Source organism: Methanococcoides mangrovi (genome assembly GCF_052057775.1).
Taxonomy (GTDB): domain Archaea; phylum Halobacteriota; class Methanosarcinia; order Methanosarcinales; family Methanosarcinaceae; genus Methanococcoides.
This window is the reverse complement of the sequence record NZ_CP195121.1, coordinates 1761788-1779764: the sequence shown is the minus strand read 5'-3', so window position 1 is coordinate 1779764 and position 17977 is coordinate 1761788. Positions and strand designations below refer to the sequence as shown.

Sequence of the window (17977 nt, the reverse complement as noted above, 5' to 3'; positions counted from 1 at the left end):
AAGCTCATAATGTTCATTGTGCAGCTAACAGATAGATTTATTATAAACTGTCCCCAATTCTTATTGGGGGGCTTTATATTGAACAAATACCAGATCACGTTCCTATTACTGGCTACAATAGCTATTGCTGCCGTTTCCGGATGTACCTCATACGGACCGGACCTCGGTGCCGAAGAAGTGGAGTACTTCAGCGGAGAATATGATGCAACCAACAATACAACATTAGGCGTCCTCAATGTGAACGGACAGATAGAGATCGATAGCTGGGATGGAGATACAATAAGGCTGGATGCTACAAAACGGACATATTATGGGGAAGAAGAACTTGAAAAGGTCCATATCATCGTCAATGAGATCAATGATGAACTGAAAGTGGAAACAAAATATCCTTCTTATGAAGGTGTCAGGGTCTCAGTTGATATGAGGATAAGGATCCCTGAGAACACCACTGTTGGAGTTGTTAAGACAACGAACGGAAATATTGTTATCTCGGACACAAGGGGAAATATTACAGCCCTGACAACCAATGGAAACATAGCAATCAGCAACGTTGAAGGATACGTTGCAGCAACCTCAAGCAATGGTGCCCTTGACATCCGGAGAACAACCGGGATCGTTGACCTGAAAACAACTAACGGGAAGATCGAAGCCCATATCCTTGACATAAAAGAAGATATAGATATCAGATGTACCAATGGAGGAATAACACTTCACATCGACCCATCCCTTGATGCCGATATCGAGATGGAGGCGACCAATGGTCATATCTCAATGAACGAAGTCGAGCTGGTTGTCACAAGACTTGAATCAACTCATGTAGAAGGGACCATCGGGGAAGGTGGCAATAAGATCGACATAAGGACAACAAATGGAAATGTCAATCTTAACAGGCTGATCGCCTGAGAATAACTTCATTTTGCCCCCTTTTTTTAGAGAGCCTTCTATCCCCCCATTCGATTTTTATTTGATTACATGAATATATTCGGCAAGAATGGAAATCCCGGATCAGAAGAAAAAAATAATGAATCCTGCTATACCCAGCATGATTCCGTTCTGCATGACCAGTGATACGAACATTATCCTCACACCCAGGTTCGGGCTGAAGATACCTATATAATAAGGCAGCATGGTCCTTATCCTTGCAACACTTGCCAGTATCCTTCCGATGAGAAGTGCAAGGATTATGTCCTTTGAGGAGAGCATCTCTGCTTCCAGAAGGTTGCCTGCTATTGTGTAGGCAGCAATATTGCTGGCAAACCAGCCGGCGATAATAGGCAGACCGTCGGCAGGAACGTATTGTACCATGAACGAATCCTTCATTATGGATGCTGCCCAGTCAAAGACGCCTGTCTCCATGAGCTGGAACACGATCACGGATACGATGGTCATGGTGACAACGATCCTTGTAAGTGACCTCCTTGACCTTTTCAAAGCCTTAACAGAAGCTTCCCGGAGGGTGATCTTCTCCGTAGTTGCATAGATATTCCCTGATGGTCGGGGTGTCAGGAGAATACGTGCAGCCAGAAGTGCGAGCAATGTCTTCAGGAATCCTATGAGTACAACTATACCCAGATAGATGAGACCGGTAGTACCAAGCAATATAACGACTACGGGGAAAAGATCCCTTGAGAGTACGATACCGGATGGGAAGGAATTGACCATTGTGGCTATGATAGTCTCTTTCCGGTCGATGTGATTGTCATCATGCAACTTTGCTATCATGGAATTCCCGGCAGCTGAGGAACCAAAGGAAGTAAGGAAACTGAGACCGATCTCTTCCCTTAAATGACCAAAACGCATGAGAGGGGATGCTATAAAGCCCAGCTTGTGCACCCAGCCCATCTCCACCATGACATCCATGATCAGGGTTCCGATGACGATCGGTGGGATGACCTTAATGAGATAGTCAAATGCTGCATATAGTCCATCGATCCACATTGGCGTTCATATACTCTATATAAGATAAGAGTCTTTCGTAGTCTTACGAAATAAGTATAGAATGAAAAGGTGAATTGATGAAACAGAATGTCTTACTAATAATTCTATCTCTTGTCTTAATCCTGGTTAGTGGATGCATTGCGGAACAGGAGCAGACTGTGGAGATTGACCGATACAGCACAATACCGGAAGATGCTATCAAGATGACTCCAGAAACCGATAATTTCCCACCACAATTACACTCAGCTGAATATGAACAACCGGTTCCTCTGGCAGTAATTAATACTGCAGGCGCCGAGGATTCCCCATTTATTCCAGCTGACAGGGATGAGATCTATTTCTTCTTTACACCTGATGTAAGAGTACCTGTAGAAAAACAAATACTCGATGGCGTTACCGGGATCTATGTTTCAAGATACATTAACGGTTCATTTCAGGAACCTGAAAGAGTGATGTTGCAAAAGCCAGGCAAACTGGCTCTTGATGGTTGTGAGTTCGTACAGGGCAATACAATGTTATTCTGTTCCGCCAGAGAAGGCTACACAGGACTCCACTGGTTCTCAGCAGAATTCAAGGATGGAAGCTGGGTCAATTGGGAAAATGCTGATTATGATCCTGCATATGAAGTGGGAGAACTGCATATTCATGGTGAAGAGCTTTATTACCACTCACCAAAAGAAGGTGGTAAAGGCGGGACCGATATATGGATGCTGACAAAAGCTGACGGTGAATGGAAAGATCCTGTTAACGTCGACGTTCTGAACTCGGAAGAAAACGAAGGAATGCCATATGTTACTGCTGATGGGAATGAACTATGGTTCAATCGCTGGTACATGGGAACTCCTGCGGTTTTCAAGTCTGAAAAGGTTAATGGACAATGGCAGGAACCTGAACTTATCATTTCAAAGTTCGCAGGTGAGCCTACATTAGATAAAGATGGGAACGTTTACTTTGTCCACCATTTCTATGAGGATGGTAAAATGATCGAAGCGGACATCTATGTTGCATACCGGAAGCAATAATCTGGAACATAAAGTAGCTGAGAAAGTAACCTGCGAGGATTGCCATACGATTCAGAAAAAAAGGTAAACGGTATAGCCGCTACACAATATTCCCCTGAAATCCCTGCACACAGCCTGCATGAAGGTAAACTCGACTGCTCAGCCTGCCATTCCGGCTGGGTCATAACCTGTGAGAACTGCCATCTTGAAACAGGCCAGATTGATAAGATAGATGTCAGCAGTTTCTATCTTGCAAGATCCGTTGATGGGACCATCAAACCGTTCATCAACATGACCGCATCCTACAACAATTCCACACATACGGCCTTTGCTGAATGGAATCCTCACACAACTACCACCGAAGCAAAGGATTGTGAATTCTGCCATGAGAACACTGAGATCTTCGTTGGAGAAAATGATGGAGTGATACTTGGTGCCGGTGGATCGTTCCTTTCACATGAGACAATTGACAGGATTGCTGAAGCACAACTTGAGGTCGAAGCTGAGGATAAGGATAAGGATACACCGAGATTCGTTCCTTATCTGGCAATCATCGGAATACTGGCTGTTTACTTGCTGATGAAACGTAAGTGAAATTCTTTCCTTTTTCTTTTCCCTTATTTATAATTCTATAGATCGAACATTTTTTACTAAAAACGATAGCTTTTGTATTACAAACTAATTTTATCCGCTAATCGAAAATAAGAATGTCCGGATCCTTAAATATGTGTAAAGCCTTGTTTAAAACTGAATCAACTTCGAATACAAAACTTATTGACTCAATTGATAGAAAAGTCCTACTCGATCAGGCAAAGAGTTCCAATTTCCTGATAGTATACTAAGATTATTTTGATTAATCCCAGAAAACAAAAGATCTTTTTGGTCAGTCCGATCAATAAGAAAGATTAAAAGAAGGGTTTTGATCTAACCCTTCAATGTCCGTTGATAGCAATATTACTTTCATTACCACTTGCTATCGTCGTGCTTTTTAGACTCCTTCTTCTCCTCGGTCTGTTGATCATTTGTGCTATCTGAAATCTCCTTAGAAACAACACCAACCGCAGATTGTACTTCATCAGAACCTTTTTCGGCCTCTCTCATCGCCCGGAGCAATTTTCCGATATCATTCACAGATTTGAGCATTTGATCGATATCTGGTTCCTGGATTTTATCGTTATGATCAGAAGAGGCTTTTTCTGTAGGCTTGTCTGAGACTTTCTCAGCAGCAGGTATAATTTCAGCAGGTTCGACTGACAAATCCTCAATAGCAGGAGTTACTTCAGATTGTTCACCTAAGACGTCCTCTACAGCAGGAATGCTTTCAGAATCATCACCTGAAGCATCCTCAACGATAGGTGAGATTTCATCAGATTCTCCTGAATCGTCCAGATCTGCAGATGCGATCTCAGCGAACTCACCCGAATCGTTCAGATCTGTAGATGTTATCTCATCAGACTCACCTGAGACATCTTCAACAACTGCGACATCTAAAGAAGCTCCGGAAACATCACCTTCTGCACCCTGTAACCCATCTGAGTGATCCTTTGGAATGAATTCTGCATCATCACTCTTGTTCTTTGCTGAATACGAAGCGTAGAGAACTCCAATCAACATGAGTGCTGGTATTGTAAAGAATAGCACATTTAGCCCAAAAACTGATCCATCTTCGGAGTCAGTTTCATTCATGTCATCTCCCGATGGCTCAGTGATAATGATCGTACCGGTACCTTCTTCTATTGGAACAATGTCTGCCACTTCTTCATCATCAACATCCGTTGCAATAGCAAACGGTGAGAATCCGGGAGTTTCTGCTTCGAAGTAGACGTATGAATTATCCTCACCGATCTTCTCAACATTAAGAGCATTCCATCTGCCAGAATTGTGGCGATAGATTACTATTGAATCCTCATTAATTCCATTCTCTGTAAGCCATTCTTTTGCTACAGAGAAACCTATCACAGGATCAGCAATGTTATCTTCTGTTGCAAAAGCTGATTTGCCTACCCAGATGTTAATGTATCTGTAAATTTCTCCCGGAGCACTTTCATCGACCATCTCTGACATGTCCTTAAGCACTTCGATAGTCGTTGACGTTCTCGGGTAATTTCTCACTGCAGAGAAGTTGATGTAATGAATCGGATTCCTGTCATCACCATCGAAGACGTAACTAATTACAAGTCCGCCTACAATGCTCTCGGACTTCACGTCCTTGAATGCGATGTTGTCATAAGATTCACCGGTGGACCCACTTCCACCTCCTCCGCCTGCTGAACTGCTGCTACCACCACCGGAAGATTGGGTAGATGCAGTGATATTTGACCAGTTACCTTTGTTCCCAAGAACATCAACCGGACGTAAACCGTAATTATAGGATGTACGCGAAGGCAATCCTGTGTCTGCATAAGTAATATTGAAGACATCAATAAGGTGTACATTGTTTCTCCAAAGTTCCACATGGTGCGTATCGGATGAATTGTTCCATGAAAGAGTGATGGAACTTGTTGTTCTTTCTTCAACCATGAGATTAGCAATATCTGCGGGAGATGTTGTATCGATGCTGAAACTGATCAGGGATGATGAAACCTCATTACCAAGACTGTCGCTGGCATAGACTCTCAGGTTATGAGTACCGTCAGGTAGGACGGGTAATGTTATGTTGGGAGTGAAAGTAACATTGGAACTTCCATTGAGGCTGTACCACCAAGTATCAACAGTATCGTCACCGGTTACATTGAGCGATACTTCGTTTGTGGTATACTCTGCATTGTTAGCTGGAAGATCAACTGTGATCACAGGAGATGTTGTATCGATGCTGAAACTGATCAGGGATGATGAAACCTCATTACCAAGACTGTCGCTGGCATAGACTCTCAGGTTATGAGTACCGTCAGGTAGGACGGGTAATGTTATGTTGGGAGTGAAAGTAACATTGGAACTTCCATTGAGGCTGTACCACCAAGTATCAACAGTACCGTCACCGGTTACATTGAGCGATACTTCGTTTGTGGTATACTCTGCATTGTTAGCTGGAAGATCAACTGTGATCACAGGAGATGTTGTATCGATGCTGAAACTGATCAGGGATGATGAAACCTCATTACCAAGACTGTCGCTGGCATAGACTCTCAGGTTATGAGTACCGTCAGGTAGGACGGGTAATGTTATGTTGGGAGTGAAAGTAACATTGGAACTTCCATTGAGGCTGTACCACCAAGTATCAACAGTACCGTCACCGGTTACATTGAGCGATACTTCGTTTGTGGTATACTCTGCATTGTTAGCTGGAAGATCAACTGTGATCACAGGAGATGTTGTATCGATGCTGAAACTGATCAGGGATGATGAAACCTCATTACCAAGACTGTCGCTGGCATAGACTCTCAGGTTATGAGTACCGTCAGGTAGGACGGGTAATGTTATGTTGGGAGTGAAAGTAACATTGGAACTTCCATTGAGGCTGTACCACCAAGTATCAACAGTACCGTCACCGGTTACATTGAGCGATACTTCGTTTGTGGTATACTCTGCATTGTTAGCTGGAAGATCAACTGTGATCACAGGAGATGTTGTATCGATGCTGAAACTGATCAGGGATGATGAAACCTCATTACCAAGACTGTCGCTGGCATAGACTCTCAGGTTATGAGTACCGTCAGGTAGGACGGGTAATGTTATGTTGGGAGTGAAAGTAACATTGGAACTTCCATTGAGGCTGTACCACCAAGTATCAACAGTACCGTCACCGGTTACATTGAGCGATACTTCGTTTGTGGTATACTCTGCATTGTTAGCTGGAAGATCAACTGTGATCACAGGAGATGTTGTATCGATGCTGAAACTGATCAGGGATGATGAAACCTCATTACCAAGACTGTCGCTGGCATAGACTCTCAGGTTATGAGTACCGTCAGGTAGGACGGGTAATGTTATGTTGGGAGTGAAAGTAACATTGGAACTTCCATTGAGGCTGTACCACCAAGTATCAACAGTACCGTCACCGGTTACATTGAGCGATACTTCGTTTGTGGTATACTCTGCATTGTTAGCTGGAAGATCAACTGTGATCACAGGAGATGTTGTATCGATGCTGAAACTGATCAGGGATGATGAAACCTCATTACCAAGACTGTCGCTGGCATAGACTCTCAGGTTATGAGTACCGTCAGGTAGGACGGGTAATGTTATGTTGGGAGTGAAAGTAACATTGGAACTTCCATTGAGGCTGTACCACCAAGTATCAACAGTACCGTCACCGGTTACATTGAGCGATACTTCGTTTGTGGTATACTCTGCATTGTTAGCTGGAAGATCAACTGTGATCACAGGAGATGTTGTATCGATGCTGAAACTGATCAGGGATGATGAAACCTCATTACCAAGACTGTCGCTGGCATAGACTCTCAGGTTATGAGTACCGTCAGGTAGGACGGGTAATGTTATGTTGGGAGTGAAAGTAACATTGGAACTTCCATTGAGGCTGTACCACCAAGTATCAACAGTACCGTCACCGGTTACATTGAGCGATACTTCGTTTGTGGTATACTCTGCATTGTTAGCTGGAAGATCAACTGTGATCACAGGAGATGTTGTATCGATGCTGAAACTGATCAGGGATGATGAAACCTCATTACCAAGACTGTCGCTGGCATAGACTCTCAGGTTATGAGTACCGTCAGGTAGGACGGGTAATGTTATGTTGGGAGTGAAAGTAACATTGGAACTTCCATTGAGGCTGTACCACCAAGTATCAACAGTACCGTCACCGGTTACATTGAGCGATACTTCGTTTGTGGTATACTCTGCATTGTTAGCTGGAAGATCAACTGTGATCACAGGAGATGTTGTATCGATGCTGAAACTGATCAGGGATGATGAAACCTCATTACCAAGACTGTCGCTGGCATAGACTCTCAGGTTATGAGTACCGTCAGGTAGGACGGGTAATGTTATGTTGGGAGTGAAAGTAACATTGGAACTTCCATTGAGGCTGTACCACCAAGTATCAACAGTACCGTCACCGGTTACATTGAGCGATACTTCGTTTGTGGTATACTCTGCATTGTTAGCTGGAAGATCAACTGTGATCACAGGAGATGTTGTATCGATGCTGAAACTGATCAGGGATGATGAAACCTCATTACCAAGACTGTCGCTGGCATAGACTCTCAGGTTATGAGTACCGTCAGGTAGGACGGGTAATGTTATGTTGGGAGTGAAAGTAACATTGGAACTTCCATTGAGGCTGTACCACCAAGTATCAACAGTACCGTCACCGGTTACATTGAGCGATACTTCGTTTGTGGTATACTCTGCATTGTTAGCTGGAAGATCAACTGTGATCACAGGAGATGTTGTATCGATGCTGAAACTGATCAGGGATGATGAAACCTCATTACCAAGACTGTCGCTGGCATAGACTCTCAGGTTATGAGTACCGTCAGGTAGGACGGGTAATGTTATGTTGGGAGTGAAAGTAACATTGGAACTTCCATTGAGGCTGTACCACCAAGTATCAACAGTACCGTCACCGGTTACATTGAGCGATACTTCGTTTGTGGTATACTCTGCATTGTTAGCTGGAAGATCAACTGTGATCACAGGAGATGTTGTATCGATGCTGAAACTGATCAGGGATGATGAAACCTCATTACCAAGACTGTCGCTGGCATAGACTCTCAGGTTATGAGTACCGTCAGGTAGGACGGGTAATGTTATGTTGGGAGTGAAAGTAACATTGGAACTTCCATTGAGGCTGTACCACCAAGTATCAACAGTACCGTCACCGGTTACATTGAGCGATACTTCGTTTGTGGTATACTCTGCATTGTTAGCTGGAAGATCTACGGCGATAACTGGTTCTGCTGATGCTGAATTCAGTGCAAGTGAGCAAAACATACACAATACGATAGACAATATTAAGACATTCCTGAATTTCATTACGGTACCCCCGACACAAAAAATCAAATTTAGATATATTAAGTATTGATATTAAAAGTTCTCTTTAACATCGAGTAAATCCAAGAGGTTCTGTACAAATCGGTTCTTCCTGTGATTTTTTACATAAGTATTCCATATTTATCAAAATCTGTACTAACATCCCCAATTCAGAAACATGCTTGCTTCTGTCTATAAATTAATTTATTGACCCTTTTATAGATGTAAAAATCTCAAAGATTGAAGATTGATAAAATTTTGGGAATAGAATGAGATACATAGGGAGGAAACAAACTGAGTTTGTCAATACAATATTAAAAACTACAGGATAAGTTTGACAGAAAAGAAGAAAATTTAAAAAGAAAGGCCTCACTCAAGCCTTTCCTTCAAATAGCTCTTGAACTTCTCATAATCCGTATCCAGGAACTCCATGTGCTCCTCCTTTTCCTCGATCTCCTTAAGGCTCTGTGGAGGTTCAGGCTCAATTCCTATGGCAGACTTGACCTCTGCAGGGAACTTTGCCGGGTGGGCGGTTTCCAGTGTCACTGCGAGGGTGTTGTCGTTGGTGGCTGCCCTGTAATCCATCAGGCCCTTGATACCAACGGCACCGTGAGGCTCGATAAAGATGTTGTTCTCCTCGTAGAACTGTTTTACAAGGGCCATGGTATCCTCATCGGTGACGGATGTTGAAAAGATATCGCCATTCAGTTTTTCCATGTCAGGGAGCTTGCTGATATTGCCCTGCTCGTCCATCACACCACCGTAGATAGCGATGAGCCTGGCAAGGTTGCTTGGGTGGCCGACGTTCATTGCGTTTGAGATGCAGTTCCTTGAAGGAACGATCTTTTCGTATTCGCCGCTGGTGAGGAAGATCGGGACCTCATCGTTCTCGTTGACGGAAGCAACAATCTTCCTGATAGGGACTCCCATGTTCTTTGCCAGCACACATCCCATCATATTGCCGAAGTTACCGGATGGTATGGAGAATACGATCTCCTCAGGGTAATCCCTCAGCTTCAGGTAGGAGTAGAAGTAGTAAAGTGTCTGCGGGATCAGGCGGCCTATGTTGATGGAATTTGCTGATGAGAGGTTCAGGTGTTTGAGGTCAGCATCTGCAAAGGCCTGCTTGACCATTGCCTGGCAGTCATCGAACTTACCATCGATGGCCAGTGCAGAGATGTTCTGGTCAAGGGTTGTCATCTGCTTCCTCTGGCGGTCTGAGACCTCTGTTTCAGGGAACAGCACGATGACCCTGATATTGTCAAGACCGTAGAATGCATGGGCTACAGCGCTTCCTGTATCTCCTGAGGTAGCTGTAAGGATGGTCAGCTCCTTGTTCTCCTTCTTGAGGTAGTACTGCATGAGCCTTGCCATCATACGGGCTGCAAAGTCCTTGAAAGAAGCAGTTGGACCGCGATCAAGCCTCATGATGTAAGTGTTCTCGTTGACCTCTTCCAGCGGTACGTCATAGTCGTAGGCATCGTATGTTATTGCCTTCAGGGATTCCTCATCGATCTCGCCCTCAAGGATCCTTCTGAGCAGCTGGAAAGCAATTTCCGGATATGGCTCATCCTTTAAGGCTGCAAGTTCTTCCCCTGAGAAATGTGGAAGTGTCTTTGGCATGAAAAGGCCTTTGTCAGGTGCAAGGCCGGTGATAAGTGCAGTTTCAAAATTTACTTCTTCTGCCTGGAGATTAGTGCTGTAGAGTTTCATATTATCAGGACTCTTGTTTTGATCCGATGGTATATTGATCAAGGATAGTGGTATTAGATGTTTAATTTCTGAACGTTAATTCGATGTATCCTATATAAGGATAATTACATGTAGGGTATATTTATGGGCATTCTTTCCTGAAACCATCTGATCCCTGAAATCCTGAACTTCTGAATTCCTGAGATCATCCCATCACTATCTGTATCACGGTTGGATATTTTTTCATGATAGAATAAGCAATGCTTTTTCCGACCCAGAGCTTTCCTTTCTCAAAACTGCGTAACATGCTCAGTTCACCCATTATCTGCAGGGCTTTGACAGCAGTCTCATCATTGAGAAAACTGCTATCCTCCACACGGTTATCCAGGAAGAAAAGGATAGGAAGACGAAGCCTGTCATGAAGCTCAGACGGCAACTGCTCTGCAAGAACCTCCAGCACCTTTTTATCAAACAGGTGGTCATCACCGCCTTTTGTTTTAGCAGAAGGGATGTCCTCTTTAAGCAATTGAGAAAGGGGTTTCCTCTCAGCCACGATCTCCTTATTGATCTTACCGATCTCAACCCTCACCCAGCGCATAAGAATTGAATCATCCGAATCCGGCAGTCTTCCCGACATATCGATCACCTGGAATTTTTAATGGAAACAGGCATCAACTGTAGAGGCCTGTCTTTAATACCACTTATCTATATGCTGTTCTTCAGATTAATTTGTGATGCCTGCATAAGAATAAGGGAATATCCACAGATGCCACAGACAGTACCGGGAACAGAAAATTAAGTGGTATCAAAAACGAAGATAATTATATCAGATCAACCTATAAATTAACAGAACTGGAGAAATATTCACACACGAAGTGAATATCGGGGAGATGGAGTTATTTGAAATTAACAATGGTAATTCCCACATACTGGGGCAGGGAAAGTAGTATAGGTTGGCTTGAAGGGGATGCGATCTATGACCATGCGACCCCACTGGATCACGAGGGTACACTTGGAAGAGCAATAGAAAGCACAGCCATCCTTGAGGACACTGATCTTGAAATTGTGATACTGGTCGCTCCGAATAATGATGAGATCACGGAACAGGTCGAGCAGAAAGTGAGTGATATCATCAGGAACTCTGCGACCAATGGGATCAACATTCACATGTTCGGACCATCACATCTGGGAAAGCTGCACGATGAGCTTAAGGCTGCCGGGATGGGAGACTACTGCAACCTGCTCTCTCTGAGAGGTTACTCTAACATAAGGAATATGTGCCTTTTCATTCCGCATCTCATGGGCTCGGATGTGTCTCTTCTGATCGATGATGATGAGGTCTTTGAAGATCCTCATTTCATTTCCAGGGCAAAGGAGTTCATAGGCAACCATCATAATGGACAATTCATCGATGCAGTTGCCGGATACTACCTGCAGCCTGACGGAGATTACCTCGTTAATGTTACTGATAGCCCGTGGACCCGATACTGGGACAAGAACGCTTCCATGAACGAGGGCTTTAAACAAGTGATCGGCACACCTCCAAGGCTCAAAGAAACACCATTCGTGTTCGGAGGAAACATGGTCATCCACAGGGACCTCTTCATGAAAGTCCCGTTCGATCCAATGGTCCCGCGGGGAGAGGATATTGATTACCTTATGAATGCCAGGATGTTCGGCCATTCCTTTATGCTCGACAATGAACTTGCAATCAGGCACCTTCCACCAGCCAAGTTCCACCCGACCTGGAAAAGGATGAGGGAAGACATTTACAGGTTCATCTATGAAAGAGCAAAGCTCATGAGCCAGAAAGAGACCGATGGAATGAAACTGATCTCCGCCGGGGATATGGGCAGCTATCCAGGCAATTTCCTCAGGGATGATCTGGAAGAAAAGATAACAAATGCCTGCCGTCTGTTGTCTGAAGAATACCTGAATAACAATGATTCCCTGGGAAGTGAAGAAGCCTTCAGGAACATTGAACTGTCACTTGACGATGCTGTTCCGGATTTTGACCCTTTCAGACACCTGTGTAACCTCCAGAAGAGATGGAGTGAATTGATGTCATACATATCTGAAAGGGAAGAAATGGGGTCGGTACTTTCTGAAATGAAGCTGGAGGATGCTTCACTTTTGCTATCCTGTGAATCCTGATTAGGATCATCATGTGAATTAATGTGTAGCAAACCTCTCAACAAATCCTTATAGGGCTTTGTTGTAAGAGGAGATGATGGCAAGCTACAAGTTGATGGTACAGGATGTAATAAAAAAGGCCGATGTCCTTCTTGAGGTAGTGGATGCCCGCTTCCCGGATGAGACACGCAACAGTGAAGTAGAGCGCAATGTAGAACGCGCGGGTAAGCCACTGATCATCGTGCTCAGCAAATGCGATCTCGTTTCAAAGGAAACCCTTGAGAAGAGCAAATCCCGCCTTTCAAAGATAGCACCGACGGTATTCGTATCCAGCAAGGAAAGGTATGGAACGACCATGTTGAGACATAAGATCCTTGAAGTTGCCGACATACAGGGCCGTGACATCCTCATCGGTTGCCTTGGTTATCCTAACACCGGTAAATCCTCTGTGATCAACGGAGTGGCCGGGAGGGGAAAGGCCAGCACCTCATCCATCTCCGGACACACCAGAGGTGTTCAGCGTGTAAATGCCGGATCACGCATTATTTTCCTTGATACTCCCGGAGTCATTCCCTTTGATGAGTTTGACGAGTACAGGCAGGGCCTTCTTGGAGTAAAAGATGCCACACACCTGAGCGACCCTGAAGGCGTTGCCATGAAGATCATTGAGAACGCCTGCGACAAGAACAAGCCTGCCCTTGAGGAGTTCTACAATATAGAGATCGGGAATGAGAATGTCTATGAGATCCTTGAGCTCATCGGGCTAAAATTGAATTTCCTCAAAAAGAAAGGAGAAGTGGATGAGATAAGGGCCGCTGTAAGGATCATCAATGACTGGCAACAGGGGAAGTTCTTGATCTGAAATATAGAGATCTTATGAAAGTATTTCTTTTACCCTTCCGACCTGGCCGTCTTCCAGCTGAACCTTTATTCCATGGGGATGGGAAGATGATTTGGTCAGGATCCTTTTGACAACTCCATGAGTAATCTTACCGGATCGCTGATCATTCTTCAGGACGATCCCTACTTTTGCTCCGATCCTGATGTTTGCTCTGGTATTACCTGCACTCATGGTGGGATAAAAGTTCCTGAAGCTATAAACATCTATTATTCAAAAGAACTTCATGCAGTATCTCATCCCATGATCTCTTTCTTGATGGAATAATAACTTTCATCCGCTACTTTCGTGGAACCTTCGAACAGCTTCTTCTCGAAATCGAACAGAGTTGCGAATTCATCAACGGTCTCATCGAACTTCTTCTCGTAACAAAGTCCTGTATCCACTTTCCCGACATTCTTGTACCCGGAGTAGTCAAAGACCATTTTTGTCATTTCAGTATTATCAGGATCCGGAGTCAGTTTTGCAAGCACGAGCATCTCCTTCCAGTTAGCCGCCTGCATGGGCGTCAGGAAGTAGGTGCCTGTGCCTCTTTCCTCACCTGCCATGGCTTCAACGTATGCACTCCTGTTGCCGAAAGCAGCACAGATACAATCATCAACGATGTTCCCATCGGAGTCCTTAAGGATCCTCACCGGGATCCCGAGATAGGAAAAATCGGATTCTACCGTCCCAAGGACATTGCCACAAAGGCCGTAAAATATGAGCACACCGTCAAACAGCTTACCATTTTCCTCGATGGTCATGTATACCTTTTCCCTGAGAATGTCAGGGTCTGCATCCAGTGCGAATTCAAGAAGATGCAGAATGACTACGAATTTATCAGTCTGACCGATCTTTGAAGCCATATCCTCAAGCGATACTTTATCGTACTTCAGAGAAACCTCAGTAAACTTATTTTCGATGCCTTCAATATTTTCGTTCTCGACCAATAGCAGAAGAGTATTCTCATCCTCCCCCTCAAATATATTGACGAGCTCATCTTCGAACATACGACAGGATACCAGGTATAATGATGGCATATTGTAACCCTCCGGAGATAATTATAATATTTTGAAAATACGACCCCTTTTAACCTGAATAAAAATGAAGTCGGTTTCTATAAAAAGGTATTCATGGTAGCATTCTTTACATCTTTTAGAAAGCTTAACCTTTAATTTCAAATTAAAAGATGAGGGGAACAAACATATCTTCAGGATCGTTCAGGAATGACCAAAAACCTATTTTATACTAAAAACCTAATAATTAATATTCAGGAATAATTTGTGGTATGTATATAAGAGGTAGTACAATGAACCTACACAGTTACAAACTTACTATATTGACCGTTCTATTATTGATCACAGGAATGGTGATCCCAGTCTCTGCGTTCGCACAACCGGTCAATGCTCAATTTGATATTTACGACGAACTGACCGTAGAAATGCCGGATAATGGACTATACGTACCTGACGAGATCATCGTCAAGTTCAGCCCCGGTGTTTCAGAAGAAAAGATCGCTAACATAAATGCCAGAAATGGGGCTACAATAAAATACGCCAGTCAGTATGCCGGTTTCAAGGTTCTGAAAATTCCAAAGAACAGGAACGTTGAGCAGATGGCAGAAATCTACAGCAAGAATCCGAATGTTGAGTATGCTGTTCCAAATGCTATTATGAGGGGTTTTGCAGTGGATGATCCGTATTACTCTTTACAATGGAACCTGCATGGTCCTAATGGCATCAACGTTGAACCTGCATGGGAGATCTCAACCGGCACAGGAGTTGTTGTAGCAGTACTGGATACCGGGGTTGCACAAAATGCCCCTGACCTTACGAACACGAACTTCGTAGCAGGCTATGATTTTGTCAATGACGATGTAAATCCAACAGACGATAACTCTCATGGAACCCATGTTGCAGGTACCATTGCGCAGAGCACGAACAATGGAAAAGGTGTTGCAGGTATTGCATATGATTGTTCAATCATGCCAGTAAAGGTTCTTAATGCTCAAGGAAGTGGAACACTTGATAATCTGGTAAATGGCATTTACTTTGCAACTGATAATGGTGCAGATGTCATAAGCATGAGCCTTGGATATTCTCCCGGGTATTATCCGGGTGCATTATTGGATGAAGCCCTTGAGGATGCACATTCCAGGGGAGTTACCATTGTAGCTGCTGCCGGCAATGACAGAACAGGTGTCGTATCTTATCCTGCTGCTTACGAAAAGTGCATTGCGGTAGGAGCAACAGGAAATGATGCAAAATTGGCCTACTACTCGAACTATGGAGAAGCTATTGATATTGTAGCACCCGGCGGAAATCTGAGGAGAGATGTAGACAGAGATGGATACGCTGACGGGATCCTCCAGAACACTTTCAATCCAGAGACCTATGAATTTGGTTACTACTTCTTCCAGGGCACCTCCATGGCAACCCCTCATGTTTCAGGTGTTGCAGCTCTATTGATAGCACAGGGCGCTTCCAACGCTGAAGTAAGGACTGCACTTGAATCCACTGCAAGGGATCTGGGAGATACCGGCTGGGATACCACATATGGATGGGGACTTATTGATGCAAAGGCTGCACTGGACTCTTTAAGCACAGGACCTGCTCCGGTCAATAACCCACCAGTCGCTGATGCAGGCGGCCCATACAATGGTATCGTCGGAACAGAAATACAGTTCTATGGTTCAGACTCGAACGATATTGATGGAACAATTGCTTCCTATAACTGGGACTTTGGGGATGGAAGTTCCAGTAACGAAGCAGATCCAATACATATCTTTGATGCGGCTATGGATTACACAGTAACACTTACAGTAACAGATAACGTTGGTGCAACAGATACTGCCAGCACTACCGCTAGTGTGACAACTGCTACAGACCCAGATCCAACTGAGATCACAATAACCATCGATCGGGTGGATGTCATAGATAGAACAGCCGGCAAGAACACGTTTGTTTCTGCAAAGGCAGTTGTTACTGTAGCACCTGATGTAGCAGGTACTACAGTAACCGGTTTCTGGACTGATGCAACATCAGATGTTGATACCGGCCAAACCGATGGATCGGGAACATTGACATTCTATTCTGACGAGGTGAAGTACAAAAAGGAAACTTTGACATTTACTTTCAATGTTGAAGGCTCAACTTTTTCAGCAACTTATCCCCAATAAACCATAGAAGGTCTCGATCTGAGACCTGATCTTCTTTTTCTTTTTTGCCTTACTACATAAGTGGCAAAGTCTGATCAAAAAATCAGAAATATGAAACACTCCAATTTTCAAAAAGGAAGCTTTTATGCATTGAACTACAATCTCAATATAAAGAAAACACAATCTAAAACCGTAATGTATCGCATTTGAGCACTTTTGGGGAATCCGCTAAAATGTACGAATTCTTAATTCTGCTGATCGGACTTGCAGGCCTGATGCTAGGAGCTGACCTTATCATCAAAGCAGCTATGACCATTGCAGAGCACTACAAGATATCTCATGCTTTCATCGGTCTTACACTGCTGACCCTTGGAACAAACCTGCCGGAGCTTGTCATCAGTGTCACCGGTTCCATCCAGCGGTCGATGGGAACCGAGACATCCGGACTCATCATTGGGGATTCCATAGGCTCATGCTTTGGCCAGATAGGCATCACAATGGGAATTGTGGGTATGTTCGGGGTCCTGACGCTGACAAAACGCGAGCTTGCCAGAGACGGGGTTATGATGCTCATATCTGTTGCCCTCCTGTTCCTCACCGGCCTGGATGGCATACTAAGCAGGACAGACGGCCTTATCTTCATCGGGGCCTACGCGATCTACTTCTTCCTGCTTTACAGGGAAGAAGAGGTTCACCAGAAGTTCAGGAGTGCTCCACCATTATACTTTACTCGGACGATCCTTTCCATCATTATCGGGTTCAGTATCCTTATAGTATCATCCTACAAAGTCCTGAACAATGCACTGTACCTGGCAGACATGTGGAACATCTCACAATCATTCATCGGGATCGTACTTATCGGACTTGGAACCTCTCTGCCGGAACTCGCGCTTTCATGGAGCAGCATCCGAAAACGAGCGGTCAGTCTCTCCGTGTTCAACCTCATTGGTAGCAACATATTCGACATCCTGTTCACCCTTGGGGTAGGCAGTCTTATAAGCAGCTTTACTGTGAGTGAGTCACTGATCAGATTTGATATTCCGGCTCTTTTCTTCGTTTCAGTACTGGTGCTGTTGTTCTTCCGGCGAGATATGCAGGTAAAGAAGAATGAGGCCTTTGTGTTGATCCTGGTTTATGTGATTTATATTGGAATAAAGATCTACAATGTTTAAAAGTATTAAGAATTAATATTGAGACAGATATTTATTAGGATGATCAGGACTAATATAGAAACAAGGGAGG

13 protein-coding genes are annotated in these 17977 nt (G+C 44.1%); 7 read left to right on the top strand and 6 right to left on the bottom strand.

Translation table 11 applies throughout. The annotated features are described in order from the left end of the window. Window positions 1-78 precede the first annotated feature (78 nt). Window positions 79-903: a DUF4097 family beta strand repeat-containing protein gene (locus tag ACR3I3_RS08930; RefSeq protein WP_440951911.1), complete on the top strand. Its 825-nt coding sequence runs from the start codon at window positions 79-81 to the stop codon at window positions 901-903. A gap of 102 nt (window positions 904-1005) precedes the next feature. On the opposite strand, the gene ACR3I3_RS08925 is transcribed toward ACR3I3_RS08930, so the two are convergent. Next, entirely contained in the window at window positions 1006-1938 is a 933-nt protein-coding gene (locus tag ACR3I3_RS08925; RefSeq protein WP_440951910.1) for a nucleoside recognition domain-containing protein, read from the bottom strand. A 158-nt stretch (window positions 1939-2096) separates the two neighbouring features. On the opposite strand from ACR3I3_RS08925, the gene ACR3I3_RS08920 reads away from it, so the two are divergent. Together ACR3I3_RS08920 and ACR3I3_RS08915 are read left to right on the top strand one after the other, a co-directional pair. Next, window positions 2097-2960 (top strand): hypothetical protein, encoded by an 864-nt coding sequence (locus tag ACR3I3_RS08920; protein ID WP_440951909.1) that lies wholly within the window; start codon window positions 2097-2099, stop codon window positions 2958-2960. Between the two features lie 39 nt (window positions 2961-2999). Further along, complete coding sequence (locus tag ACR3I3_RS08915; RefSeq protein ID WP_440951908.1) at window positions 3000-3533, top strand: hypothetical protein; 534 nt, start codon at window positions 3000-3002, stop codon at window positions 3531-3533. A 369-nt stretch (window positions 3534-3902) separates the two neighbouring features. On the opposite strand, the gene ACR3I3_RS08910 is transcribed toward ACR3I3_RS08915, so the two are convergent. The 3 genes from ACR3I3_RS08910 to ACR3I3_RS08900 form a co-directional block, all read right to left on the bottom strand. Beyond that, a complete protein-coding gene (locus tag ACR3I3_RS08910) occupies window positions 3903-8834 on the bottom strand; it encodes a PGF-pre-PGF domain-containing protein (RefSeq protein WP_440951907.1) in 4932 nt (1643 codons plus the stop codon). 408 nt (window positions 8835-9242) lie between these two features. Then, window positions 9243-10586 carry a threonine synthase gene (thrC, locus tag ACR3I3_RS08905; RefSeq protein WP_440951906.1) on the bottom strand — a complete coding sequence of 448 codons (1344 nt, stop codon included), beginning with the start codon at window positions 10584-10586 and terminating at the stop codon, window positions 9243-9245. 184 nt (window positions 10587-10770) lie between these two features. Beyond that, complete coding sequence (locus ACR3I3_RS08900; RefSeq protein ID WP_440951905.1) at window positions 10771-11202, bottom strand: DUF61 family protein; 432 nt, start codon at window positions 11200-11202, stop codon at window positions 10771-10773. A 263-nt stretch (window positions 11203-11465) separates the two neighbouring features. Here ACR3I3_RS08900 and ACR3I3_RS08895 point away from each other — a divergent pair, with 263 nt between their 5' ends. Together ACR3I3_RS08895 and ACR3I3_RS08890 are read left to right on the top strand one after the other, a co-directional pair. Continuing rightward, window positions 11466-12719, top strand: coding sequence for a glycosyltransferase family 2 protein (locus ACR3I3_RS08895; RefSeq protein ID WP_440951904.1), 1254 nt, complete (start codon window positions 11466-11468; stop codon window positions 12717-12719). Window positions 12720-12792: 73 nt separating this feature from the next. Then, window positions 12793-13560: a GTPase gene (locus tag ACR3I3_RS08890; RefSeq protein WP_440951903.1), complete on the top strand. Its 768-nt coding sequence runs from the start codon at window positions 12793-12795 to the stop codon at window positions 13558-13560. Window positions 13561-13572: 12 nt separating this feature from the next. Here ACR3I3_RS08890 and ACR3I3_RS08885 read toward each other — a convergent pair whose 3' ends face one another. Together ACR3I3_RS08885 and ACR3I3_RS08880 are read right to left on the bottom strand one after the other, a co-directional pair. After that, complete coding sequence (locus tag ACR3I3_RS08885) at window positions 13573-13770, bottom strand: YwbE family protein (RefSeq protein ID WP_440951902.1); 198 nt, start codon at window positions 13768-13770, stop codon at window positions 13573-13575. Between the two features lie 62 nt (window positions 13771-13832). After that, complete coding sequence (locus ACR3I3_RS08880; protein WP_440951901.1) at window positions 13833-14618, bottom strand: DUF1638 domain-containing protein; 786 nt, start codon at window positions 14616-14618, stop codon at window positions 13833-13835. A gap of 269 nt (window positions 14619-14887) precedes the next feature. Between ACR3I3_RS08880 and ACR3I3_RS08875 the strand changes: the two genes are divergently transcribed. Together ACR3I3_RS08875 and ACR3I3_RS08870 are read left to right on the top strand one after the other, a co-directional pair. Then, on the top strand, window positions 14888-16756 hold the full coding sequence (locus ACR3I3_RS08875; RefSeq protein WP_440951900.1) for a S8 family serine peptidase: 1869 nt from the start codon (window positions 14888-14890) through the stop codon (window positions 16754-16756). Window positions 16757-16968: 212 nt separating this feature from the next. Next, the gene (locus ACR3I3_RS08870; RefSeq protein WP_440951899.1) at window positions 16969-17907 is read left to right on the top strand and encodes a calcium/sodium antiporter; all 939 of its coding nucleotides are present in this window, start codon (window positions 16969-16971) and stop codon (window positions 17905-17907) included. Window positions 17908-17977 lie beyond the last annotated feature (70 nt).